Consider the following 24,273-nt stretch of genomic DNA (forward strand, 5'->3'; position numbering starts at 1 on the left):
AGCCTTGAAGAAATTCAAGGCTTTTTTTGTGGAATAAAGGCAACGAAAAGAGCTTTGAATTTCTTCAAAGCTCTTTTCTATTTAGCACAAGTACTTAGCTCACTGTAACGCTAGTATAAGCGAGGATAGGTACTACTTATTTTTTATCTACAACAGGTCGGTTTTCACGATTTGCAAGATCCCAAGCGATAGTAAATGCCAGTTGGGTTCTTTTGGCTAAAGCATCGTATTCAATCTTGTCAGGAGTATCTGTTTTTTTATGGTAATCAGCATGAACACCATTGAAAATAAATACAGATGGAATGCCATGTTTAGCAAAGTTATAATGATCTGAGCGCTCGTAGAAATGATTTGGATCAGCAAGATCATTGTATTTGTAATCGATATCCATTTTAGTGTATTTAGCGTTTGCCAAAGTACAAATGGCATCCAAATCACTTGATAAACGATCTGCACCTATTAAATAGACATAGTTATTTGTGTTTGCATGTTCAACATCACGACGTCCAATCATATCAATATTAATATCGGTAATCGTGTTCTCAAAAGGGAATAAAGGATGTTCAGAATAATAACTGGAACCTAGTAATCCGTGCTCTTCACCAGTTGCATGAAAAAACAGAATAGATCGCTTAGGTCCGTGTCCTTCTTTTTTGGCTATTTCGAATGCTTGTGCGATTTCTAATAAGGCAACTGTTCCAGAGCCATCATCGTCGGCACCATTGTACACATCACCATTTTTAACCCCTACGTGGTCGTAATGTGCTGAGACTACAATCACCTCGTCTGGTTTCTCAGAACCTTCGATAAAAGCCCAGATATTTTCAGAACTGTTTAATTTGTCACCGTATCTTTTGTTTAAGGCTTCAGCAGGTACATTTTGAAAAAAGCTAGTTGCACCTTTGGGGAAAGAAATGTTATTTTTTTTGTATTGACTGATTAGGTATTGACCGGCTTTCTTTTGTCCTGTAGACCCCGTTTCTCGTCCTTCCATAGAATCGGCAGCTACGATGTAAAGATGTGTTTTTAATTCAGATGCCGTAATAGTATTCATGTATTTTGTAGGGTTGCTGTTGTCTTGTTCAACAGCTGTTTTTGCACTGGAGCATGAGAATGCTACAGCTAATGCAAAAAAAGAAATTACTTTTTTCATTTATGAAATATTGGTTGTTATTATTTTTTTAGGACTTCGTTTAGGAAAAGTTTCAAATGTTCGAAAGAACGTTTGGCCGCTTTTTCATTGTAAGCTGCTCCTTTAGAATTATCATTTCCATATTCAGGATTGGTAAAACCGTGCACAGCATTAGCATAATAAATCATTTGCCAGTCGGCTTTCGTATCACGCATTTCTTGTTGGAATGCAGTAATTTCTGCTGCAGATTCATAAGGATCATCTGCACCATGACAAACTAAAACTTTGGCAGTAATAGGCTCAGTAGGTCTAGCCGCATCTTTTGCTAATCCGCCGTGGAAAGACACGACACCTTTTACATTGATATGTCCGCGAGCCGCTTCCAATGCACCTGTACCACCAAAACAATATCCTATAACTACTATATTATCTGGGTTTGCACCCGCTTTAATAAGTTGGTTTAAGGCTAGTGTAATTCTTTTTTGGTATTCGGTGTAGTTGGTTTTGTAATAACCGGCACTTTTTCCCGCTTCAGCATTGTCTTTAGGATAATTTCCTTCTCCATAGATATCAGCAATAAAGGCATAGTACCCTAAGCTTCCTAAACTAGTGGCGATGTCTTTGGATGCTTTATCGATTCCTTTCCAAGCGGGAAGAATCAGAATTCCTGGTTTTTGAATGCTTTTTTTTGAAGGTGCGATTTCAAAACCATTTAAAATTTGTGCTCCATCTTTATAAGTCACTGCTTTTAACTGGGCAAAAGCACCATTAGAATAAATTAAGATTCCTAAAACTAAAAACTTTATATTTTTCATAGTTGTTATATTTTACACAAATATCTGAATTTATTTGTTATTTTTTTAAATTAGGAACTCATTTTCAACTTTTAGGGCAATCTATTTTTATTATGATTAAAGGCTTATGTTTCTTTTGAATGCACAACCCAGTTCTATCATGGAATCTGTTTTTGCAATTCCTTGAATGGTGTCGATTTTTTCATACAGTAATTTTCTCATGTGTTCATGATCAGTAGCAATCATTTTTATGTATAAAGTAAAAGAACCAGTAATGTAATAACATTCAGTTACTTCAGGTATTTTTTTTAACTCTTCAATAACTCTGCTGGAATCCTCGTCTTTATTTAGTGTGATTCCGGTGAATGCACCCCAATCGTAACCAATTTTTTTTTCGTTTATGATGGGTTTGATTCCGGTTATTATCCCTTGATCGAATAAACGGTTGATGCGCTGATGAACCATTGTATTTGAGATTTTTAAAGCTGTAGCAATTGCAGAATAGGCCATTCGCCCATCTTTTTCTAACTCTTTGATGATTTTTATGTCGAATTCATCTAATACATCCATGGAATTTATTTTTTTGATTATAAATGCGTATTTTTATGGGTCTAAATGTAGTTATTATTTTTTATAAATCAATAAATGTAGATTTGTTATAATGACTTTTTTAATATCATTATTAATTAAAATTAACTTTAATACCTATATATTAAGTCAAATTTACGTTTTTATTATTGTTTAATAAAAAAAATATTTGTAGATTTGTGCTTTAAGAACGCAAAAAAAAGACATCATGGAACAAACGAATCAAACACTTTCTTCAAAATCGGAAGCATTAATAGAAAAAGAAAATAAATACGGGGCTCATAATTATCACCCTTTACCAGTTGTTCTTGACAGAGGAGAAGGCGTTTTTGTTTGGGATGTAGATGGAAAAAAATATTTTGATTTTTTATCTGCTTATTCAGCAGTAAATCAAGGGCATTGTCATCCGAAAATTGTGGGAGCTATGGTGAAACAAGCGCAAACATTGACGTTGACTTCACGTGCTTTTCATAATGATCAATTGGGAGTTTATGAAGAATATATAACTAAATACTTTGGTTTTGACAAAGTGTTACCAATGAATACGGGAGCCGAAGCGGTAGAAACGGCTTTGAAATTATGTAGAAAATGGGCATATGAAGTAAAAGGAATTCCAGAAAATCAAGCACAAATTATTGTTTGTGAAAACAATTTCCACGGAAGAACTACTACCATTATTTCTTTCTCTAATGATGAAGGAGCACGTAAGAATTTTGGTCCTTTTACAGCAGGATTTATAAAAATACCATATGATGATACTGATGCATTAGAAAAAGCATTAAAATCAAGTACTAATATTGCTGGATTCTTAGTTGAGCCGATTCAAGGAGAAGCGGGTGTTTATGTACCAACAGATGGTTATTTGGCAAAAGCCAAAGCACTTTGTGAAGCGCATAATGTATTGTTTATTGCGGATGAGGTGCAAACAGGAATTGCACGTACTGGAAGGTTACTTGCTGTGAACCATGAAGACGTACAACCAGATATTCTTATTTTAGGAAAAGCAATTTCTGGAGGTGTTTATCCAGTATCTGCTGTTTTGGCTAATAATGAAATAATGAATGTAATTAAACCAGGTCAACATGGATCTACTTTTGGTGGTAATCCAGTTGCAGCTGCTGTTGCTATTGCTGCTCTTGAAGTGGTACGTGAAGAAAACTTGGCACAAAATGCTGCCTTTTTAGGAATTCTTTTAAGAACTGGTTTGAATGAAATTGCTGCTAGAAACCCATTGATTACATTGGTTCGTGGTAAGGGATTGCTAAATGCTATTGTGATTGATTGTGATGAAGAATCAGATTTAGCTTGGCAAATTTGCTTGAAATTTAGAGATTATGGTTTATTGGCTAAGCCAACACATGGTAACAAAATTAGATTGGCACCGCCATTAGTGATCACCGAATCACAAATTCATGAGTGTCTTGCTATTATCGAACAAGCATTAAACGATTTCAGATAATCTAACTATAATGGAAAGAGCTATAAAATTAATTAAAAATCGTTCTGATATTGGAGCTGGAACTCGTGGCTCTGACTTAGGAGTGGATGCCATTGAAATTGCTGCTATCAATAAAAATAGTGATTATTTTAATCGGTTTCCTTTTGAAGATGTTAAGACTCACAATGAGAGTATTTACGATAAGAATAAAAATGATTTTGCCAAAAGAATCGAGCATGTTGTAGAACAATGCACGAGGGTGAGTTATGCTGTAAAACATAATTTAGAAGCCAATTATTTCCCCATCGTTTTGTCTGGAGATCACTCCTCGGCACTAGGTACAATAAGTGGTATTAAAGCGGTTTATCCTAAAAAAACGATAGGTGTTATTTGGATTGATGCGCATGCCGACTTGCATTCTCCCTATACTTCTCCTTCAGGAAATATTCATGGAATGCCTTTGTCTGCTGCACTTTCAGATGATAATTTAGATTGTCAAATCAATGAGATTTCTTCGGAAACCAAAAAACATTGGGAGGACATGAAAAATATTGGTTGCCCTGGTGCTAAAATTGATGCAGGGAACCTTATCTATTTTGGTGTTCGCGATACCGAAGAAGCAGAGGAAAAACAAATAGAGAAGTTGAAAATTAGGAACTATATGGTTGCTGAAGTGCGTTACAGAGGTTTGCAAACTTGTGTAAAAGAAGCCTTGGCTAAATTAGCTAATTGTGACATGATTTACATTTCTTTTGATGTGGATTCCATGGACTGTGATATGATTTCTTATGGTACAGGAACTCCAGTATCTAAAGGTTTTGATCAATATGAAGTGATTGAAATCATCAATCAAATTGTGAAAAGTAAAAAAGTCGTTTGTTTAGAAGTCGTTGAGGTAAATCCTTTATTGGATACCAAAGGAAATAAAATGGCGGAGACTGCATTTGAAGTATTAGAACAAGTCACAGAAACAATTGATTTGTGGATTGCATAAATTTTTAATTATAAATATATAAATCCCCAAAGTCTAGTTGTAGATTTTGGGGATTTTTTATGCTCTTTAGCCACGGATTCGTAAATTAATTTATTGGTATTATGAGTTTTACTGCAAATTATTTGTTGGTCATTAATTTACCGCTTCTTTATATAGTTAAATGAAAAACTGTAAAAAAGGTGGCTTTTAACTTTTAGCCATGGATTCGCTAATTATTTGTTTCTAATAGTATTCATTTTTCTTTATTAAAGATTTGCCAGCATCAAGAGCACTATATTCCCTTTTTCGTAATTTAAACGATATAAATTGCTCTTAATTCATTTCGCTGTATTTAAAAGTTAATTCCTATTTTAGCTTAACAGATTTATATATATTTGTAGTAAGTATTTTTACGTAGTTTTTAAAATTTAGTTTTTATGATTCAAGTAGATCACGCCTTGTCGATTATAGCAGAGAACAGTAGTAAAATGCCTGTCAAGAAAATTAAAGTGGGTAAGTCACTAGGGTTTATTTTGGCGGAAGCCATTTATTCTCCTATAGATATGCCGCCCTTCCGACAATCGGCAATGGATGGATATGCGTTTGTACATAGTGAATTGTCGACATTTTCTGTGGTTAGTAGTTCGCAAGCAGGAGATTATTCTAATTTAAAACTAGGACTAAACGAAGCAATTAGAATATTTACGGGAGCTTATGTTCCGGATGATGCTAATACGGTGGTAATGCAAGAGCATACCACTGCAACTAAAGATTCAATCCATATTGACAAATTACCAGTTCCCTTCTCAAATGTTAGAAATAAGGGGGAACAAATAGAAAAGGGGAAATTAGTTTTAGATAAAAATACAATTATAACACCTGCTGCAATTGGTTTTTTTGCTTGCTTGGGCATTTCGGAAATCAAAGTGTATTCGAAACCAAAAATAGCGATTTTGGTCACAGGTAATGAACTGGTAAAAGTGGGTAAGAAATTACCTAAAGGAAAAATATACGAAAGTAATTCGGTGATGCTAGAAGCAGCATTAAAAGAAGTTGGAATAAAGAAAACAACCATTTTTAGAGTAAAAGACAATTTAAAGGCGACGTCAAAAATGGTCGAAAGTTGTTTGGCTCATTTTGATGTGATTCTTATTTCTGGTGGAATATCCGTTGGAGATTATGATTTTGTCAAAGAAGCTCTGTTGCAAAATGGAGTAGAGGAGTTGTTTTATAAAATAAATCAAAAACCGGGAAAACCTTTGTTTTTTGGTAAAAAAGAAGAAAAATTAGTTTTTGCCTTGCCGGGAAATCCTGCTTCTTCTTTAACTTGTTTTTATGTGTATGCGTTACCAGCGTTAAAAAAGCGTTTGGGATTCACGGATATTCATTTGCCAAAAATGAACCGAAAAATAACGACCAATTTTCAGAATAATACAGGCAAGACATTATTTTTAAAAGGATTTTACGATGATGATTGTGTGACTGTTTTAGAAAGTCAGAGTTCAGCGATGTTGAACACTTTTGCGGTTGCCAATTGTTTTATTTATGTGCCGCATACGGTGGTAGATATTCAAGAAAATCACGAAGTACAAATTATTCCCTTTAATTAATTTAAGAAATGGATTTAATAGCAACAGATCATTTACTTTTATTTTGTATCGCTCTTGCGGTTATCGCCTTTCTGTATTCTAGTGTGGGTCATGGTGGAGCATCGGGTTATTTGGCACTAATGGCTCTTTTTGCAGTACCTATTGTGGTGATGAAACCATCGGCTTTGCTGTTGAATTTATTTGTTTCTAGTATATCGTTTTTATTTTATTATAAAATGGATTTCTTTCGACCTAAACTCTTTTATCCTTTTGCGATAGCATCCGTTCCTGCCGCATTTTTGGGAGGTTATATAACATTAGACAGTGCCATTTATAAAGTGATATTGGGAGTTGTACTTGTTTTTGCTGCCTTTCGATTATTAGGGTTTTTCTCTTCGAAAGAAAAAGAACTGACTGCAATAAATATTCCATTGGCTTTGGCTTGTGGAGCCACAATCGGACTATTATCAGGAATGTTGGGGATAGGGGGCGGAATTATTTTAAGTCCGATTCTTTTATTACTAGGATGGGCAACGATAAAAGAAGCGGCAGCAATTTCTAGCTTATTCATTTTTGTAAATTCATTGGCGGGGATTTCGGGTTATGTTTTTGGAGGAAAATCGTTTCCTGTTGAAAGTTTTTATTTTGTTCCTATAGCGATTCTTGGCGGAATCTTAGGGGCCTATTATGGAAGTGGGTGTTTTTCGAATAAAACGTTGAAATATGTTTTAGGTACGGTGATTTTGTTAGCAAGTGTGAAGTTGATTTTTCCGTGAGATAGGATGAAAGAGACAAGATGAAAGAGACAAGATGAAAGAGACAAGATGAAAGAGGCAAGATGAAAGAGGCAAGATGAAAGTGGCAAGATGAAAGAGGCAAGATGAAAGAGGCAAGATGAAAGAGACAAGATGAAAGAGGCAAGATGAAAGAGACAAGATGAAAGAGGCAAGATGAAAGAGGCAAGATGAAAGAGACAAGATGAAAGAGACAAGATGAAAGAGGCAAGATGAAAGAGACAAGAGAATAGAAGGTTTGAATATCTATAAACTATGGAATAAAGAATAAGAATAGAAATAAAAAAAGTTAAAGTGAATATTTAAAAAATGAAAACAATAGTAGTATCAATTCTTTGTGGTGGCAAAAGTAGCCGAATGCAGTCCGAAAAAGGATTGGCACTTTATCAAGGGATTCCTTTTATTGAGCACATTATAAAAGCGGTTTTGCCCATTGCAACCGAGATACAATTGATTACCAATACTGCTGATTATGATTATTTGGAGTATAAAAAAATAAAAGATATTGAATTGGACAAAGGGCCAATTGGCGGAATTTATTCGGCTTTGACACATTCTAGTTCCGAATTAAATTTGATAGTTAGCTGTGATGTTCCTTTAATTTCAACGGAGTTGTTACTAGAGTTGCTGGAAAAACACCAAGAGAATGCAACAGTTACAGTATTTGCCGACAGGGAGCGCATTCATCCTTTGATAGGGATTTATTCTAAAAAAGTACTACCAATTTTAAAAGACGCTATTGTCAATTCTAATTTAAGAATGATGGAAATGATACACAATGTAGACGCTCAAATTATTAAAGTGGGCGATGATAAAAGCAATCAATTTCGAAATATAAATACGATTACCGAATTAAATGAACTGAATACCAATTTATCCTAGAGCAAAATGAAAAAAGTACATACACCAAAGTTAACCATCGTAGGGGCTGGGCCTGGAGATGTAGATTTGATTACAATAAAAGCCTTAAAAGCATTAGAAACTGCCGATGTAGTTTTGTATGATGCGCTGGTGAACGAAGAATTATTAAGTTATGCTCCGCAAGCTGAAGCTGTTTTTGTAGGCAAGCGTTTTGGATGTCATGCGTACAGTCAAGATCAAATCAACGACCTGATTGTTGTCATGGCGAAAAAACACGGACATGTAGTGCGCTTGAAAGGGGGCGATCCATTCGTTTTTGGAAGAGGAAGTGAAGAAATAGAATACGCACAGCAATTTGGTTTAGAAACGGCTATTGTACCTGGAATTTCATCCGCATTGGGTGTGCCTGCTTCTAATGGAATTAGTTTAACGCAACGTAAAGTATCCGAAAGTTTTTGGGTAATTACAGGAACAACATCCGATCATAAGTTGTCTAAGGATGTGAGCTTGGCTTCTCAATCGTCTGCTACAGTTGTTATCTTGATGGGGATGCATAAACTAAATGAAATTGTAACTTTATACCAAAAGAATAGAACCGATGATTTGCCTATTGCTATTATTCAAAACGGAACTACCGCTTCACAAAAAAAAGTAAGCGGAAAAATAAGCTCTATTTTGGAATTAGTTAAAGAACAAGAATTGGCTTCGCCAGCGATAATTATCATTGGAGAAGTGGTGGGACATACGTCAAAATTGACTTCCTTTGTTAAAGAAGAAGAGATGGAAGACGAGTTCATTTTGCAAAATTTAAATGAAATAGCATGATTACGATAAAATATTTTGGTGCCATTGCCGAGAAAGCAAAAACCGAAGGAGAAGCACTTTCTTTTTCGAATCAATCGTTGCAGGATGTAATAAACACATTAGATCAAAAACACGAATTGAGCACGCTTTCTTATAGCATTGCAGTGAACCAAAAAATAATTCAAGATACCCAATCGTATCTTTTAGAAAGCAATGATATTGTTGCTTTATTGCCTCCTTTTGCGGGTGGTTGATTAAACTGAATTATATGGAAACAACACGATACAACCGACAACTCATTCTTCCTGAAGTAGGCGAAAACGGACAGGAAAAATTACAGCAAGCCAAAGTTTTGATTATTGGACTTGGTGGTTTAGGCGCGGCAGTTTTACCGTATTTGGCCGCAGCAGGAATTGGCGAAATAGGATTGATTGATGAAGATGTAATTGAAGTAAGTAACTTGCAACGCCAAGTGATTTATAAAACCGCTTCGGTAGGAAATAGCAAAGTGGAGGAAGCAAAAAATAGGGCTTTGGAGCTGAATCCAACCTTAAAAATAAATGCGATTGTAGAAAGAGTAAATGGTAAAAACGCACTTTCTTTATTCGAGCAGTATGATATTATTGTCGATGGAACGGATAATTTAAGTAGTAAATATTTAATCAATGATGCTTGTTGCGTTACCAAGAAACCATTTGTTTATGGTTCTGTTTATAAATTTGAAGGGCAGGTTTCCGTATTTAATTATCAAAATGGACCCACGTATCGTTGTGTATTCCCAGAGGAAAATGCCGCGGTGAGGAACTGTAATGAAGCCGGGGTGATGGGAATATCCGTTGGAATCATAGGAATGTTTCAAGCCAACGAGGTTTTAAAAATGGTTTTAGGGATAGGAGAAGTGTTAGCAGGTAAATTACTGGTTTACAATATGCTTAATAGCGATCAACAAAAATTTGAATTTTCAAAAAAACAAATTGTAAAGACTGACAAAACGACTTTCGATCATAAATACAACGTAGCAACTACTCGAAATTTTGAAATTCCTACTTCGGTAGCAATGGAGCAAATCAATCAGCCCGAAGTTGTTTTTCTAGATGTTCGTAATCTAGAAGAATCTCCAAAATTAGCACAATCCAATTGTATCCAAATTCCGTTAAGTGAACTGGAGCAGGAATTACATCAATTGAATCCCCAAAGTAAAATAATTGTTTTTTGCCAATCAGGAATTCGATCTAAAACTGCAGTAACGCTGCTAAGAAAAAATCAGTTCATTTCGGCCTTTAGTATAATGGGCGGAATGAATGCAATGACCAAATTTGAACCTAACGAAACGCTTTTTGTTTCTTAAAATAATAGACCATGGGAAAGAAAACCGTATTTATAGAAGGCCCTATTTCGGCTGAATTTATAGGGCAATCCATAGCCAAACATCAAAGCAAGCACACGATTGGTGCACACAATATTTTTCTGGGACAAGTACGTGCAGATGTGCATGGCGATACAGCGGTAAAAGCAATCGAGTACACCGCTTATGAAGAAATGGCCAATGAAAAGCTAGACGCCATCCGCGAAAAAGCATTCGAAAAATACGATTTAATTTGCATGCATATTTACCATAGTTTGGGCGTGGTGCAAGCTGGCGAAGTTTGTTTGTTTGTATTCGTATCAGCCACAAGAAGAAAACAAGTATATGAAGCTACCGAATCGATTGTCAATTGGATAAAAGAAGACGTACCCATCTTTGGCAAAGAAATATTCGAAAACGAAGCATTCACTTGGAAAACAAATACGAAGTAGTCGTTGATCGATGTTCGAAATTCGTTGACCGATGTTCGAAAAACGAATAAACCTGAAACTTTAAACAAAAAAAATGGTAGACATTACGCATAAAATAAGTACATTACGTTCGGCAACTGCGACTGCTACGGTATTGGTGAGTCATCAAGACACCATTGATGCCATTGTAAATAACACCGTTCCCAAAGGCAATGTGCTCGAAATGGCCAAAACGGCGGGTTTATTTGCGGTAAAAAACACCCATTTATCCATACCAGATTGCCATCCGCTTCCTATTGAATTTACTTCGGTAGAATATGAAATTAGCGGACTCACCATCGCCATTATTTTCAAAGTAAAAACCGTTTATAAAACAGGTGTTGAGGTCGAGGCCATGCACGGCGCGTCTATTGTGGCGTTGACCATGTACGATATGCTGAAACCGATCGATAAAAACATCGAAATTTCGACTATTAAACTAGTGGAGAAAAAAGGCGGAAAATCGTCTTTCAAAAATAAATTCCCCAATCCAATCAAAGCGGCGGTTTTTGTCTGTTCCGATTCTATTTTTGCAGGCCAAAAAGAAGATCGCTCGGGTAAAATTATTGTCGAAAAATTAGATTCGTATGGTATAGAAACCACCCATTACGAAATCATTCCGGATGAGATCGATTACATCCAAGAGCGCACCACACGATTTGCGCAGGACGAATACCAATTGATTATTTTCACAGGCGGAACCGGACTTTCGCCACGCGATGTCACGCCCGAGGCATTGGAGCCCTTGCTAGAATCTCGCATTCCAGGTATCGAGGAAGCCATTCGATCCTATGGGCAACAACGCATGCCTTATGCTATGCTTTCGCGCTCTATGGTGGGCACGATAGGCAATACTTTGGTGCTGGCTTTACCAGGATCTACTAATGGTGCTAGAGAATCCATGGATGCTGTTTTCCCGCATGCACTGCACGTTTTTCACGTATTAAAAGGCAACAATCATGACGCCAAATAAAAACCTCTTAACGGATGATTTTGGGCGCACCCACAACTATTTGCGTATTTCGTTGATCGAAAAATGCAACCTGCGTTGTACCTATTGCATGCCTGCCGATGGAATCGCATTGTCTCCAAAAGCGGATATAATGACCGCACAAGAGATTTATGCCATCGCCAAAACATTCGTCCATCATGGGGTTAATAAAATACGATTAACAGGTGGTGAGCCACTATTACGAAAAGACTTTCCCGAAATAATCACCCAACTCGCCACACTAGGCACCGAGATTTCGATTACCACAAATGGTATTTTAATCGATAGGCATCTTGAAGTTTTAAAGGCCAATAAAGTCACCAAAATCAATTTGAGTCTCGATACATTGGTAGCAACCAAGTTCAATGCCATCACACTGCGCAATCAGTTTCAAGGCGTGATCGACAATTTGCATCTTTTGCTCCACAACGGCTTTCAAGTCAAGGTCAATGTGGTCTTGATAAAAGGATTCAATGACAACGAAATCATCGATTTTATAAACCTCACCCAGCATTTACCGCTATCGATTCGCTTTATAGAATTCATGCCTTTTGCCGGTAATGAGTGGGATAGGAGCAAAATGGTGTCACAGCAAGAGATTCTAGATCTGGTGCATACTGCTTTCCCGCCCGCCGATGTCGAGAAATTAATAGACGATAAAAACTTTACTTCAAGAGATTTCAAAATCAAGAATTATGCGGGCAGTTTTGGCATCATTAGTTCCATCACCAATCCTTTTTGTGATGGTTGCAACCGCATTCGATTGACTGCCAATGGCAAAATAAAAAACTGCCTGTTCTCTAACCACGAGACCGATTTACTTACCGCTTACCGCTCTGGCGAAGCCCTCGAAACCGTCATTGCCACCGCCATTCAAACCAAAATGAAAGTAAGAGCCGGCATGACCTCCATAGACGAAATAAACGATCCCGCCTTGCACCAAGACAACCGTTCCATGATTAGTATTGGGGGCTAAAATTATTATTATTTACAGCTGTTCCCGTCATTCGTTACAACCCATTGGGTTTCAAACCGGTTTACTAGGTGCCGGCAGGAGCTTCCTGCGGTCGCTCTGCCATCACCAGTAAACCCCGTTTTCTACCTGCATGGGGTTTTCACTGCTACCGGGGCTAGGGGATTGGTGCTTTAATTCGCATGAATGTGGTTTCCCGTAAAGTTTAGAGTTGAGAAGGAATTATATTTGAAAATGAGTGTGCTGTTTATTCAGAATTTTCGGTGATTAAATGGTATATTTGGAAAAGAAGTAAAACGAAACTTCGCTAATCTACCTAAAGTGGGGTGTATATACTAAGGTTTATCTCTTATATATAAGTTAGGCGCAAGCTTAACCAAATGAAACTAAAAAAACAATCATATAATTAATGAGTTACACTTTTAAAAACACAGAAATTAATAATAAAAAAGCTTCAGATTTTGAAACAAAATCTCTGTTATATTTAATAAGTCGTAAGAAAGAAATTGAATATGTTACTTTCGATTGCTTTAATGATGTAAGTGGTGTAAATAAAAATCATGACAAAATTTGGGATGTACAATCCAAAAATGAAAAATCATTAACTCCAAAAAAAATTGGCAAATATCTCTTCACTTTGTTTGACAATTATACTTCAACTTTTTCATTTCATGAATTTATTTTTTTTTTCTCCAATCTTAAACGAGGATTATAAAATAAATTCAAAATTAAATATTTATAATCTTGACAATATTGAGGAGAAAACCTTAAAACGAATATTGAATGGTTTAACGGAGGAAGTTGAAAGAGTAAAAGGAATTACAGTTGACTATTCAGAAGAAATTGAAAAATTCTTGAAAAAAGTTTTCATTATAGAAGACAATAGTACAGAAAACGAATATATAAAATCAGTAACAAAATTTAAGAAAGTTGGAATAAAATCTGATGATTTTTACACAAGTATATTTACAGATTTAAGAAATATACAAAGTGCAAAAAAAAATACTTATATTGAAAATGAAATAATTTCAGAAATCCGTGACGTATTAACTTTTAATCGCCATTTAACGACGAAGGACATTGAAATTTTAATTATTAGTCGAATTATTGGCGTAGAAATTTTTAATTATTCTTCAATTCCAATAACGTTTTTTCCAATAATTAAAAGTTTGGATAATGAGGAGATAAAAGATATTCTTCAAGAATGTAATTCTAATCTTTCCCGTGCGTTTTTCAACAAAAACAGTAATAGAGTATTTTGGAATGTTTGTGAAAAAATAATAATGTTTTTAAATGATAATAAATCTAGCGACGTTGAATATATTTATTCTGAAACGTTTAAAGATTATACTTTCCGAATTTCATATTTAAAAGATTTTACAATAAAATATTTAATATCAATAATAATAGAAGGAACGAAATGATAGTAAAAGAAGTAGCGTTTGGAAACTTAAATGAAGCTTTCATTGAGAAACGATTTGAAAATAAAACAAATATAATTTTTAGTAATGATAATAATAGAGGAAAAACTTTGCTAATGCAAAGTTTAATTTATTCTATCGGTTATGAATCAATATTTCCAAATAGTTTCAATCCAAAGAAATATTATTTTTATTCAAAAATAGAATTTAACAATTCAATTTTTGAATTCTTAAGAAAAGGAAATTCTATTTTAGTAATAAATAATGAAAATTTTAATGTCTTTAGTTCAATAAGTGAATTTAAATATTTTTTCGATAAAGAAATATTTAAACTTCCTAAAATTGATAAAAATGGTGAACAAAAATTAGTTGATTTAAGTCTTTTCTATGAATTGTTTTTTCTTGGTCAAGACAATAGAAATACTTCAAATCTGATAGTTAAAGGCCAAAATAATAAAGTCGATTTTTTAAATATGATTTATTCACTTTTAGGTGTTTCAATTTCAACAAGTAATAAATATGATATTGAAAATCTAAAAAAAGAAAAAGCAATTGTTGAAATTAAAATAAAAGCTGAAACAAGAAAAATAAAAGTCATTAAACAAAATCCTCAAATTGCATCTTTTATTAGTTCTGCATCTAATAATTTGGATTTTAAAAACACTTCTAATCAATTAAAAGAATTACACTTAAATATTGCTGAATTAAGGAAACAGAGAAATAGAGAAGAAAACAGAAAAATAAAATTAGAGAATTTAATAACTGAATTATCTTCACTTAACAGAACCTTAAATGAAGGAAAAGTTAAATGTCTTGATTGTGGTAGTAATAAAATTATTTTCTCAAATGAAGATTTTGAATTTGAAGTGAGTAATAATTACGTTAAAAAAAATATTATTGAATCAATTAAAAATAACATTTCAATAAAATTTGAAATAATAGATGAATTAAATCAAAACATTCATCGAGAACAAATTCAAATAAATAAATTATTAGAAACTTCAACTCCTGATATTAAAAACTACATTCTCTTTCAAGACGAAATTACAGACTCAAAAGATGTAGATAAAATAATAGCTGAACTTCAAAAAGAATTGGATGAAATAACTAATAAAATTCAAAACAACGAGATTAAAACTTCATCAAATAAAGATTTACAAAAAGATATTTTATCAAATATTATTATACAAATAAAAAATTATTATTCGACAATTGATCCACAGGGATTATTAATATTTGAAGATTTATTTACAAAAACAGGTGAAACATATTCGGGAAGTGAAGGACAAGAATATTATTTCAGTAAAATATTATCTCTAAACAAAATTTTGCAACATAAATTTCCAATAATAATTGATTCTTTCAGAGAAGGAGAATTATCATCTTCAAAAGAACTCTTAATGTTAAATGAATTCATAAAATTAAATAAACAAGTAATATTAACTTCTACACTTAAGGACGAAGAATATGACGCTGATAAATATTATGATATTGAAAACTTAAATGTTATTGATTATTCTATGTTAGCAGATAGTAAAATATTACAAAGTGATTTTGTGCCTGAATTTAAAAAAATAATCGACAAATTTAACGTGGAAAAATAACCCTGCTACCGTACGAATCATTTCGTTTGGTAAGTGAGAAATATTCAAAAACTATATGTATGCAGTGGTTAAGAAACTTTTGTTTTTTTGCGAAAAAAGATGAACAAATTTCAAATTTTATTGAGGAAGTGAAATTTAATAAATATTTAGATACTGAATTTATAAATTTAATATATTTTAAGTGTGAAGATTCAAAGTTTCCCCGCTACCGCACGAATCCTTTCGTGTGGTACGTGAAGTTTAGCACTAACCTAAAAACTAAAACTAAACTTACTATATTTACTTAAACCTTAAAAGCAGTAACTATGAGTAGAAATTATAAATTCCATAATCCAGAGGGTTTGTATTTTATAAGTTTTGCAGTTGTAGGTTGGTTAGATGTATTTACTCGTAATGAATACAAAGATTTATTTCTTGAAAGTGTAGCATTTTGTCAAAAAAACAAAGGATTAGAAATTCATGCTTGGTGCATTATGAGTAATCATGTGCATTTAGTTTTTAGAAGTATAAACGATCAAAATCCTGAGTTATTAATTGGGGATTTAAAACGGTTTACTAGTCGTTCGATTGTAAAAAGTATACAAGAAAATCCGAGGGAGAGCAGGAAAGAATTCTTGTTGGACTTTTTTAAAAAAGAAGCAGAGAAAAGTTCCAATGTCAAACATCATCAATTCTGGCGACACGACAACAAACCAATAGATTGTGGAGCAATAAAGTAATTCAACAAAAGATAGATTATGTACATAATAATCCTGTAGAAGAAGGTTTAGTTTATAAGCCGGAAGACTATGTATATAGCAGTGCCATTGATTATGCAGGCGAAAAAGGACTAATTGACGATGTAGTTGTTTTTAGAATGTTTTATATTTAACAAACAACGAACCACACGAAGGGATTCGTGCGGCAGCGGAGGAGATGTAGTTGTTTTTAGAATGTTTGGTATTTAATGACAACGAATCACACGAAAGGATTCGTGCGGTAGCAGAGGGTAAATACTTTTAAAACGGAATAGCTGTATTTTAATAGCATCATCAATTTTATAAATAAAATAGCATTAGGATTGTAGTTAATCATAGTGTGATTGCTTCGTTCCTCGCAATGACAATAGTGGAATAAAGTTAGTATGAGGATTAATTGTTTAATGATATTGAACCACAGCAAGGGATTCGGTAGCGGAGACTAATTGACGATGTAGTTATTTTTAGAATGTTTGGTATTTAACGACAACGAACCACACGAAGGGATTTGTGCGGTAGTGGTGATTAATTGAGCATGTAGTTGTTTTTAGAATGTTTGATATTTAACGACAACGAACCACACGAAAGGATTGACTTCGTCGAATTTCATTTCGTGCGGTAGCGGAGTAGATGTAGTTTTTTTTAGAATGTTTGGTATTTAATGACAACGAACCACACGAAAGGATAGACTTCGTCGAATTTCCCCCCGCTACCGCACGAATCCTTTCGTGTGGTACGTGAAGTTTAGAACTAACCTAAAAACTAAAACTAAACATACTATATTTACTTAAACCTTAAAAACAACACTATGAGTAGAAATTATAAATTCCATAATCCGGAGGGTTTGTATTTTATAAGTTTTGCAGTTGTAGGTTGGTTAGATGTATTTACTCGTAATGAATACAAAGATTTATTTCTTGAAAGTGTAGCATTTTGTCAAAAAAACAAAGGATTAGAAATTCATGCTTGGTGCATTATGAGTAATCATGTGCATTTAGTTTTTAGAAGTATAAACGATCAAAATCCTGAGTTATTAATTGGGGATTTAAAACGGTTTACTAGTCGTTCGATTGTAAAAAGTATACAAGAAAATCCGAGGGAGAGCAGGAAAGAATTCTTGTTGGACTTTTTTAAAAAAGAAGCAGAGAAAAGTTCCAATGTCAAACATCATCAATTCTGGCGACACGACAACAAACCAATAGATTGTGGAGCAATAAAGTAATTCAACAAAAGATAGATTATGTACATAATAATCCTGTAGAAGAAGGTTTAGTTTATAAGCCGGAAGACTATGTATATAGCAGTGCCATTGATTATGCAGGCGAAAAAGGACTAATTGACGATGTAGTTGTTTTTAGAATGTTTGATATTTAACAAACAACGAACCACACGAAGGGATTCGTGCGGCAGCGGAGGAGATGTAGTTGTTTTTAGAATGTTTGGTATTTAATGACAACGAATCACACGAAAGGATTCGTGCGGTAGCAGAGGGTAAATACTTTTAAAACGGAATAGCTGTATTTTAATAGCATCATCAATTTTATAAATAAAATAGCATTAGGATTGTAGTTAATCATAGTGTGATTGTTTCGTTCCTCGCAATGACAATAGTGGAATAAAGTTAGTATGAGGATTAATTGTTTAATGATATTGAACCACAGCAAGGGATTCGGTAGCGGAGCGGTGATTAATTGAGCATGTAGTTATTTTTAGAATGTTTGATATTTAACGACAACGAACCACACGAAAGGATTGACTTCGTCGAATTTCATTTCGTGCGGTAGCGGAGGTTTTGTGGTTTATTTCAAGCGAATGTGGTTTCCCGTAAAGTTTAGAGTGGAGAAGGAGTTATTTTTGAAAATGAGTTGATTATCGAATGATTTATTCAGAATTTTAGTTGATTAAAATGGGAATGTTTTCGTTAGATTAAAATACTGTAGGATGATTGGTAAATAATACTTAAACGAATTTTTATGATAAATAGCTTAGAAAGAAAGAACAGGCTATATGCCGCGGACCTCGCTAGAAAATATTTTAGTGGGCAAATATCAATGCATCAGTTTTTGAACAACCTACTGGATTATCAAAATGACATTAAAATTAGATTTCTTATTGACAAGGTTGGAAAAAGACCCAAAAAAGGTTGGTTTTTTGATGTTTCTAGAGAAAGAAATACAGCTTACATTAAAGAGGTTTTTATAATTATTGAAGATTTGGAAAATAGCGATGTCTAATATTTAACGATAACAAGTCGTAAAAAGAATCACTATGAATTAATTAGATGGAAATTATACAACCTTTAGTTATTATTTTATAACAGTTTTTAAATCATTAGTAATCAACTTTGTAATGTTGTAAAAATTAAATTACAGCTTAACAATTTGATTATGAAAAAGATACTTTTAATTGCTACGTTTATTGTATTTGGAATTACAGTGAACTCTTGTAGCAGCGATTCTACTTCTGGCACTTATGCCTACAATGTTCGTATGACAGATGCTCCTGGACCTTATGAAAAGGTAAACATTGATTTAAAAGCGGTGGAAGTTACAGGAAACAATGGGCAAACGGTACTATTAAACACTACAGCTGGTATTTATAACCTTTTAGAGTTTTCGAATGGTTTGAGTACACTAATTGCTACGAGTGAATTGAGTGATGCTAACGTATCACAAATTAGGTTGATACTTGGGTCTAACAACACAGTGGTTGTGGGAGGTGTTACTTATCCTTTAGACACGCCAAGTGCGGAACAATCAGGTTTGAAATTACAAGTACACCAAACCTTGCTTGCGGATATTCAAAATGAGATCCTACTTGATTTTGATGCCAATGCTTCTATTGTAAAAACGGGAAATGGAACGTACAAACTAAAACCAGTGGTTAGAACTATAGTTACCGCTATTACTGGAAATATCAAAGGAAGTATTACGCCTATTGGTACTTTGGCAGTGGCAACAGCTACCTCTGTTGATGCTGTAGAATACTCTAGTAGTGTGAATGCGTTAGGTCAGTTTCAAATATCAGGGCTTTTACCTGGAATCTACACTTTTACTATAACGCCTTTATTGCCATTACTGCCTGTAACCCAAACAAATGTGGTGGTAACAGCAGGTGTAAACACTAATGTGGGTGTGATAGCGCTATAATTTATTGCTTTTTGCCTTAAATTTTTATTTAAAAACCACGAGTTAGTTCTCGTGGTTTTTTTATGCCCTGAAGCGAACTATTAACTTAACCATAAGTTACAGTAGCCGCACCCAAATATAAAGTTAGAAAGTTGCCATAGTAATTTTTCGGTAGCGCAGGATTAATTGACGATGTAGTTGTCTTTAGAATATTTGGTATTTAATTTTAACGCACCACACAAAGGGATTGGTGCGGTAGCGGAAACTATGTGTTTGGTATTTAATGAAAACAAACTACACGAAACAATTCGTCCCTTTACTTTGTATTGAGTAAAATGGACTACATTTATTCAATGGAAAACAGAGGATAACTTATTCAATACTACAAAATGAAAAAACGCTTACAATTATTTGTTCTATTCTTAGTGTCAGTGTTTATCACTTCTTGTAAACAAAATCAAACAAACGTAGCTAAAGATAGTATCACGGCAGATGGCAAAGATTTTGTTACTATGTACGGGCCAACCACAATGGTTCGTAATGTAAAGCAAGATAAAAAAGGAAACATTTTGATTGCTGCATCATTAGCTGGTGTATTTCGATACGATGGAAAATCGTTTACTAATCTCACAACTAAGTTAGGTTCGCTCAGATTCTGGGATGTTCTAGAAGATCGACACGGAAACCTTTGGTTTGCTACTACTGATTCTGGTGTTTACTATTACAATGGGAAATCATTTCAACATTTTACTACCAAGGATGGACTTGTTAATAATCGGGTGATGTCTATTTATGAAGATAAAGCTGGCGTTATTTGGTTTGGGACAGGTGGTGGAGTAAGCCGTTATGATGGGAATTCTTTTCAAAATTTCACAACTAAAGAAGGGCTTTCTAGTAACGACATTACAACTATTATGGGAGATAAGACAGGGAAGTTATGGTTTGGAACCAGAGGCGAGGCCTGTTTTTATGATGGAAAAACATTTACGATTTTCAAAAACAAAGAGGGTAAAGCCTTTAACAACGTTTGGTCGATAATGGAAGATAAGCAAGGCACTATTTGGTTTGGTGGATCCATAATCGAAGATAAAAAAGGTGATACTGTGGTCGTTTCAGTTGGTCTTTGGCGCTATAACGGCAATACTTTTACTAAGGTAACAAACAGAGGTGCTTCTGCGATAATCGAAGATAGAAAAGGAAACATCTGGACTACTGGTGCAGTAAATCCAAATGGGACTGGAGGTTGGACACTTTCCCGTTATGATAAAAAGTCATTGTACAGTAAAAAGCCCACTGTAACCGAAATAATGTCAATAAGTGGAACAGGAATGCTTTGTGGCATATTGGAAGCTAATGATGGAAGTATTTGGTTTGGATCTTTTAGTGGAGTGTATCGTTATGATGGAAAGACAATTACGGACTTTAAAGAAAAGAAGAGTAAGAAATAAGGTGTATAGCTTACAATTTTAAAACGGAATAGTACTTACGGTGATGCAATTTTTGTCATAGAACGCAGTAGCGAAAACTATTTAGTTGTTTTTAGAATGTTTGGTATTTAACGACAATGAAGCACACGAAAGGATTTGTACTGTATCGCGGGTAAATACTTTTTAAACTAAATAGCTGTATTTTAATTGTATCATCGATTTTATAAATAAAATAGGATTAGGATTGTAGCTAATCATAGTGTGATTGCTTCGTTCCTCGCAATGACAATAGTGGAATAAAGTTATTATGGGGATTAATCGTTATTCCTCTTGAAGCACACGAAAGGATTTGTGCGGTAGCGGAGAATTAATATTGATTCCTTGATTTGATTGTTCTATAATAAACAACCATTTGTCACTTGTATTCCAAATCTAAAATAGAAATTCACTACTGTTTTTTCAGTAATAATTGCACTCTATCTAATAGTGCGACAAGCTCTAATTGCTCTTCTTGCTTTAAATGATCGATATTTGCAATTACCATTTGGGAGGAAAGAATATCCAATTTTTGATATTCAGTTTTTCCTTTATCAGTGGGATTAATGACGTAAACTCTTTTATCAGTTAGCGATTGTTTTTTGGTAATCAACGATTTCGAAATCAACCGTTTTATAACTCTACTCAAATATCCTTCATCTAGCTTTAATTCCTTATTTATGCTTGTTGCGGTCGAATTAGGTTGAGAGGTGACTTCATTTAAAATATGCGCTTCGGTTAGGGAATAGCCAGTATTCAAAATCGTGTTTTCTAATAATCCTATCGTCCTCACGTAGTTTCTATTGAAGCTTCTAATTTGGTGTACTATTTTTTCATCCATAATTCAAATTTATAAAAAATATTTGCTTCTGGCAACTATTTTTATTTATATTTGCCTAAGGCAACTATTAAATAAGGATAATTATGACAACAGCAATTACTAATAAATTAGAAATTATAAAATTTCGAGAAGAGTTTAAAGATGCTTTTAAAGCCATCAATTACGAATGGATCGAGAAATACTTTGAAGTTACGGAACTGGACAAGCAGGCTTTTAATAACCCCACGGAAGCAATACTAGATAAAGAAGGTTTTATCTACCTGGCATTGTATGAAAACACCATAATTGGGTCGGTTGCTTTGGAGAGGATTACCCAGAAGCAATACGCACTTACTAGAATGGGGGTACAACCGGGTTTTCAAGGGATGAAAGTAGGACAATCACTAATGGATGCGGCAATTGACAAATGCAAAGAAATGGAATTGGAAAGTGTAGTTTTATATACCAATCATGTATTAATCAATGCTTTGAATTTGTATATAAAAAATGGTTTTAAATTTGTGACTTTAGATGATGTGCCTTACAAAAGAGCAAAGATAAAAATGGAATTAAAATTCTAGTGAGCGCTCAAAACAAATGTTCGTTAAAATTATAGTAAGTCTATTTTGGCTCCTTTCCCTTATTACCACACGGATTTTTTTGTGTGGTTTTTTTATATTTGATTTTGATTAATTGGAGGAAGTATTCTAGTGTGATTGCTTCGTTCCTCGCAATGACTTTTTTGGGTAGTTTTATTATGAAAATTACGCGTGTTTCCTAGCCCTGATGGTAGCGGCATCTCCCGATATAGAAAACAAGGCTTTTTAGCCGTAGTTTTTATTATTCGGGAATACAGCGAACAGCAGGAGGGGAGCTTCTTGAAAACGGCTAGCCATCTTGCTCCCAAAAGAAAAATTAGAGGGCTATGCCGTTACTTACTAGCTACTACTTATATTTTTTCTATTTTTACTGTAACAGATTATAATAATCGCACTCTTATTGTAGAATCGTTTATTATTTAAAATTAGAGATATGAAAAGAATTGTTTTAAGCGGACTGGTACTTTGTTCTGGTTTGATGGTGCAGGCGCAGTCTATCGATAAAATCATTTGCACAGATAAAGTGACTGAGATTGAAAAAGTACTTTCGGCAGATGATATGCAAGGGCGTAGAGCTTTTACACCTGGGATTGATAAGGCATCGGCCTATATTGAGTCTCAATTCAAGAAAATAGGGCTACAAACCTTTAATGGAGCCAAGGATTACAGACAGGAATTTACAATGACGGAGTCTAAAAGGAAAAGTCTGGAAGTAACGATTGATGATAAAGCGATTGATGCGGGGTCGATGATTTCATTTTCGTACCAACCTCAGGTTTCCTTGACAGAGGCGAGTCCTGTTACTGTGGTAAGCATTGGTTCTGGAGATAATTTTGGACCTAAGTTTTATGAGTATTACCGAAGCGATAAAAATTTATTGGTTTTAGTTGATGCGTCGTTTAAAGCCAAACTTCAAAATATGCAACATATTGGTCAAATGGCTGCTAAACCAGGGAAGAATACGGTAGTATTTGTTTTTGGACCTACAACTGCTACACGTTTCAAAATTGAAGCAACCAATACTATTACTACTAAAAAACTGAATAATGTAGTGGGGATGTTGAAAGGAAAAACGAAACCAAATGAATATGTAATATTTTCAGGTCATTACGATCATCTAGGTGTGGGCTCGCCAGAAGAAGGAGTGCCACATGATGCCACAGATTCTATCTACAATGGAGCCAATGATGATGCGGCAGGAACAACTGCGGTGATTGTGCTTGCTGAATATTTCAAGAAAATAAATAATAATGATCGTTCTATCATTTTTTCGACTTTTGTAGCAGAAGAATTGGGAGGTTATGGAGCTAAATATTTTTCGGAACAAATGAATCCAGAGCAAGTAATGGCCATGTTCAATATTGAAATGATTGGTACCGATTCTAAATGGGGGGAAAACTCGGCTTACATCACTGGATTTAATAAAACGAATATGGGTGAAATTTTGCAGAAAAACTTAGAAGGATCACAATTTAAATTCCATCCAGATCCCTACCCAGAACAACAATTATTCTATAGATCTGACAATGCTACGCTGGCAAGACAAGGAGTTCCGGCGCATACAATTTCGACATCAAAAATGGATAACGAACCTAATTATCATAAAGCGAGTGATGAGATAGGAACATTAGACATGGACAACATGACCGAAATTATTAAAGCAATCGCAATTAGTTCGTCATCTATTATCAGCGGGAAAGACACGCCAACGAGAGTGGATACTACGAAGTTGAAATAAGTGATTTTTTA

27 protein-coding genes are annotated in these 24,273 nt (G+C 34.3%); 23 read left to right on the forward strand and 4 right to left on the reverse strand.

The genetic code is table 11. The features are described 5' to 3' along the window. Positions 1-136 precede the first annotated feature (136 nt). The 3 genes from AB3G33_RS09955 to AB3G33_RS09965 form a co-directional block, all read right to left on the reverse strand. Complete coding sequence (locus AB3G33_RS09955; protein ID WP_367768835.1) at positions 137-1,153, reverse strand: M28 family peptidase; 1,017 nt, start codon at positions 1,151-1,153, stop codon at positions 137-139. A 20-nt stretch (positions 1,154-1,173) separates the two neighbouring features. Continuing rightward, a complete protein-coding gene (locus tag AB3G33_RS09960; protein ID WP_367768838.1) occupies positions 1,174-1,947 on the reverse strand; it encodes a dienelactone hydrolase family protein in 774 nt (257 codons plus the stop codon). 96 nt (positions 1,948-2,043) lie between these two features. Continuing rightward, the gene (locus tag AB3G33_RS09965; protein WP_367752280.1) at positions 2,044-2,496 is read right to left on the reverse strand and encodes an Lrp/AsnC family transcriptional regulator; all 453 of its coding nucleotides are present in this window, start codon (positions 2,494-2,496) and stop codon (positions 2,044-2,046) included. 226 nt (positions 2,497-2,722) lie between these two features. On the opposite strand from AB3G33_RS09965, the gene rocD reads away from it, so the two are divergent. The 21 genes from rocD (at position 2,723) to AB3G33_RS10070 (ending at position 21,090) form a co-directional block, all read left to right on the forward strand. Further along, positions 2,723-3,973, forward strand: coding sequence for an ornithine--oxo-acid transaminase (rocD, locus tag AB3G33_RS09970; protein ID WP_367768840.1), 1,251 nt, complete (start codon positions 2,723-2,725; stop codon positions 3,971-3,973). 10 nt (positions 3,974-3,983) lie between these two features. Next, positions 3,984-4,946: an arginase gene (locus AB3G33_RS09975; protein WP_367752284.1), complete on the forward strand. Its 963-nt coding sequence runs from the start codon at positions 3,984-3,986 to the stop codon at positions 4,944-4,946. A 416-nt stretch (positions 4,947-5,362) separates the two neighbouring features. Next, positions 5,363-6,535 (forward strand): gephyrin-like molybdotransferase Glp, encoded by a 1,173-nt coding sequence (glp, locus tag AB3G33_RS09980; protein WP_367752286.1) that lies wholly within the window; start codon positions 5,363-5,365, stop codon positions 6,533-6,535. Positions 6,536-6,543: 8 nt separating this feature from the next. Next, complete coding sequence (locus AB3G33_RS09985) at positions 6,544-7,290, forward strand: sulfite exporter TauE/SafE family protein (protein ID WP_367768842.1); 747 nt, start codon at positions 6,544-6,546, stop codon at positions 7,288-7,290. Positions 7,291-7,617: 327 nt separating this feature from the next. Continuing rightward, positions 7,618-8,190, forward strand: a complete 573-nt coding sequence (locus AB3G33_RS09990) for a molybdenum cofactor guanylyltransferase (protein WP_367768844.1) — start codon at positions 7,618-7,620, stop codon at positions 8,188-8,190. A 6-nt stretch (positions 8,191-8,196) separates the two neighbouring features. After that, complete coding sequence (cobA, locus tag AB3G33_RS09995; RefSeq protein ID WP_367768846.1) at positions 8,197-8,994, forward strand: uroporphyrinogen-III C-methyltransferase; 798 nt, start codon at positions 8,197-8,199, stop codon at positions 8,992-8,994. Next, the gene (locus AB3G33_RS10000; RefSeq protein ID WP_367768849.1) at positions 8,991-9,227 is read left to right on the forward strand and encodes a MoaD/ThiS family protein; all 237 of its coding nucleotides are present in this window, start codon (positions 8,991-8,993) and stop codon (positions 9,225-9,227) included. Before cobA ends, AB3G33_RS10000 begins: the two co-directional genes overlap by 4 nt. Before the next feature lie 14 nt (positions 9,228-9,241). Beyond that, the gene (gene moeB / locus AB3G33_RS10005) at positions 9,242-10,321 is read left to right on the forward strand and encodes a molybdopterin-synthase adenylyltransferase MoeB (protein WP_367768851.1); all 1,080 of its coding nucleotides are present in this window, start codon (positions 9,242-9,244) and stop codon (positions 10,319-10,321) included. A gap of 11 nt (positions 10,322-10,332) precedes the next feature. Then, entirely contained in the window at positions 10,333-10,770 is a 438-nt protein-coding gene (locus tag AB3G33_RS10010; protein ID WP_367752298.1) for a molybdenum cofactor biosynthesis protein MoaE, read from the forward strand. Between the two features lie 73 nt (positions 10,771-10,843). Beyond that, positions 10,844-11,761, forward strand: coding sequence for a bifunctional molybdenum cofactor biosynthesis protein MoaC/MoaB (gene moaCB / locus AB3G33_RS10015; RefSeq protein WP_367768854.1), 918 nt, complete (start codon positions 10,844-10,846; stop codon positions 11,759-11,761). After that, on the forward strand, positions 11,748-12,755 hold the full coding sequence (moaA, locus tag AB3G33_RS10020) for a GTP 3',8-cyclase MoaA (RefSeq protein ID WP_367768857.1): 1,008 nt from the start codon (positions 11,748-11,750) through the stop codon (positions 12,753-12,755). The genes moaCB and moaA overlap by 14 nt, the downstream gene beginning before the upstream one ends. Positions 12,756-13,161: 406 nt before the next feature. Continuing rightward, a complete protein-coding gene (locus tag AB3G33_RS10025; protein WP_367768859.1) occupies positions 13,162-13,467 on the forward strand; it encodes a hypothetical protein in 306 nt (101 codons plus the stop codon). Further along, positions 13,424-14,176, forward strand: a complete 753-nt coding sequence (locus tag AB3G33_RS10030) for a hypothetical protein (RefSeq protein ID WP_367768862.1) — start codon at positions 13,424-13,426, stop codon at positions 14,174-14,176. Before AB3G33_RS10025 ends, AB3G33_RS10030 begins: the two co-directional genes overlap by 44 nt. Beyond that, on the forward strand, positions 14,173-15,777 hold the full coding sequence (locus AB3G33_RS10035) for a hypothetical protein (protein WP_367768864.1): 1,605 nt from the start codon (positions 14,173-14,175) through the stop codon (positions 15,775-15,777). The genes AB3G33_RS10030 and AB3G33_RS10035 overlap by 4 nt, the downstream gene beginning before the upstream one ends. Before the next feature lie 305 nt (positions 15,778-16,082). Next, positions 16,083-16,496: a transposase gene (locus tag AB3G33_RS10040; protein WP_367768866.1), complete on the forward strand. Its 414-nt coding sequence runs from the start codon at positions 16,083-16,085 to the stop codon at positions 16,494-16,496. Then, positions 16,478-16,648, forward strand: a complete 171-nt coding sequence (locus tag AB3G33_RS10045) for a hypothetical protein (protein WP_367768869.1) — start codon at positions 16,478-16,480, stop codon at positions 16,646-16,648. The genes AB3G33_RS10040 and AB3G33_RS10045 overlap by 19 nt, the downstream gene beginning before the upstream one ends. 674 nt (positions 16,649-17,322) lie before the next feature. After that, positions 17,323-17,736, forward strand: coding sequence for a transposase (locus tag AB3G33_RS10050; protein WP_367768866.1), 414 nt, complete (start codon positions 17,323-17,325; stop codon positions 17,734-17,736). Next, positions 17,718-17,888, forward strand: coding sequence for a hypothetical protein (locus AB3G33_RS10055; protein ID WP_367768870.1), 171 nt, complete (start codon positions 17,718-17,720; stop codon positions 17,886-17,888). The genes AB3G33_RS10050 and AB3G33_RS10055 overlap by 19 nt, the downstream gene beginning before the upstream one ends. Before the next feature lie 599 nt (positions 17,889-18,487). Continuing rightward, a complete protein-coding gene (locus AB3G33_RS10060; RefSeq protein ID WP_367768873.1) occupies positions 18,488-18,748 on the forward strand; it encodes a hypothetical protein in 261 nt (86 codons plus the stop codon). Between the two features lie 153 nt (positions 18,749-18,901). After that, on the forward strand, positions 18,902-19,663 hold the full coding sequence (locus AB3G33_RS10065; protein WP_367768876.1) for a DUF4382 domain-containing protein: 762 nt from the start codon (positions 18,902-18,904) through the stop codon (positions 19,661-19,663). 368 nt (positions 19,664-20,031) lie between these two features. Next, positions 20,032-21,090 (forward strand): two-component regulator propeller domain-containing protein, encoded by a 1,059-nt coding sequence (locus tag AB3G33_RS10070; protein ID WP_367768879.1) that lies wholly within the window; start codon positions 20,032-20,034, stop codon positions 21,088-21,090. Between the two features lie 427 nt (positions 21,091-21,517). Here AB3G33_RS10070 and AB3G33_RS10075 read toward each other — a convergent pair whose 3' ends face one another. After that, the gene (locus tag AB3G33_RS10075) at positions 21,518-21,946 is read right to left on the reverse strand and encodes a MarR family winged helix-turn-helix transcriptional regulator (protein WP_367768882.1); all 429 of its coding nucleotides are present in this window, start codon (positions 21,944-21,946) and stop codon (positions 21,518-21,520) included. 83 nt (positions 21,947-22,029) lie between these two features. On the opposite strand from AB3G33_RS10075, the gene AB3G33_RS10080 reads away from it, so the two are divergent. Both AB3G33_RS10080 and AB3G33_RS10085 read left to right on the forward strand, forming a co-directional pair. Beyond that, complete coding sequence (locus AB3G33_RS10080) at positions 22,030-22,506, forward strand: GNAT family N-acetyltransferase (RefSeq protein ID WP_367768885.1); 477 nt, start codon at positions 22,030-22,032, stop codon at positions 22,504-22,506. A 451-nt stretch (positions 22,507-22,957) separates the two neighbouring features. Further along, a complete protein-coding gene (locus AB3G33_RS10085; RefSeq protein WP_367768888.1) occupies positions 22,958-24,262 on the forward strand; it encodes a M28 family peptidase in 1,305 nt (434 codons plus the stop codon). Positions 24,263-24,273: the final 11 nt, after the last annotated feature.

The sequence above is a fragment of the Flavobacterium sp. WC2421 genome, assembly GCF_040822115.1.
Classification (GTDB): domain Bacteria; phylum Bacteroidota; class Bacteroidia; order Flavobacteriales; family Flavobacteriaceae; genus Flavobacterium.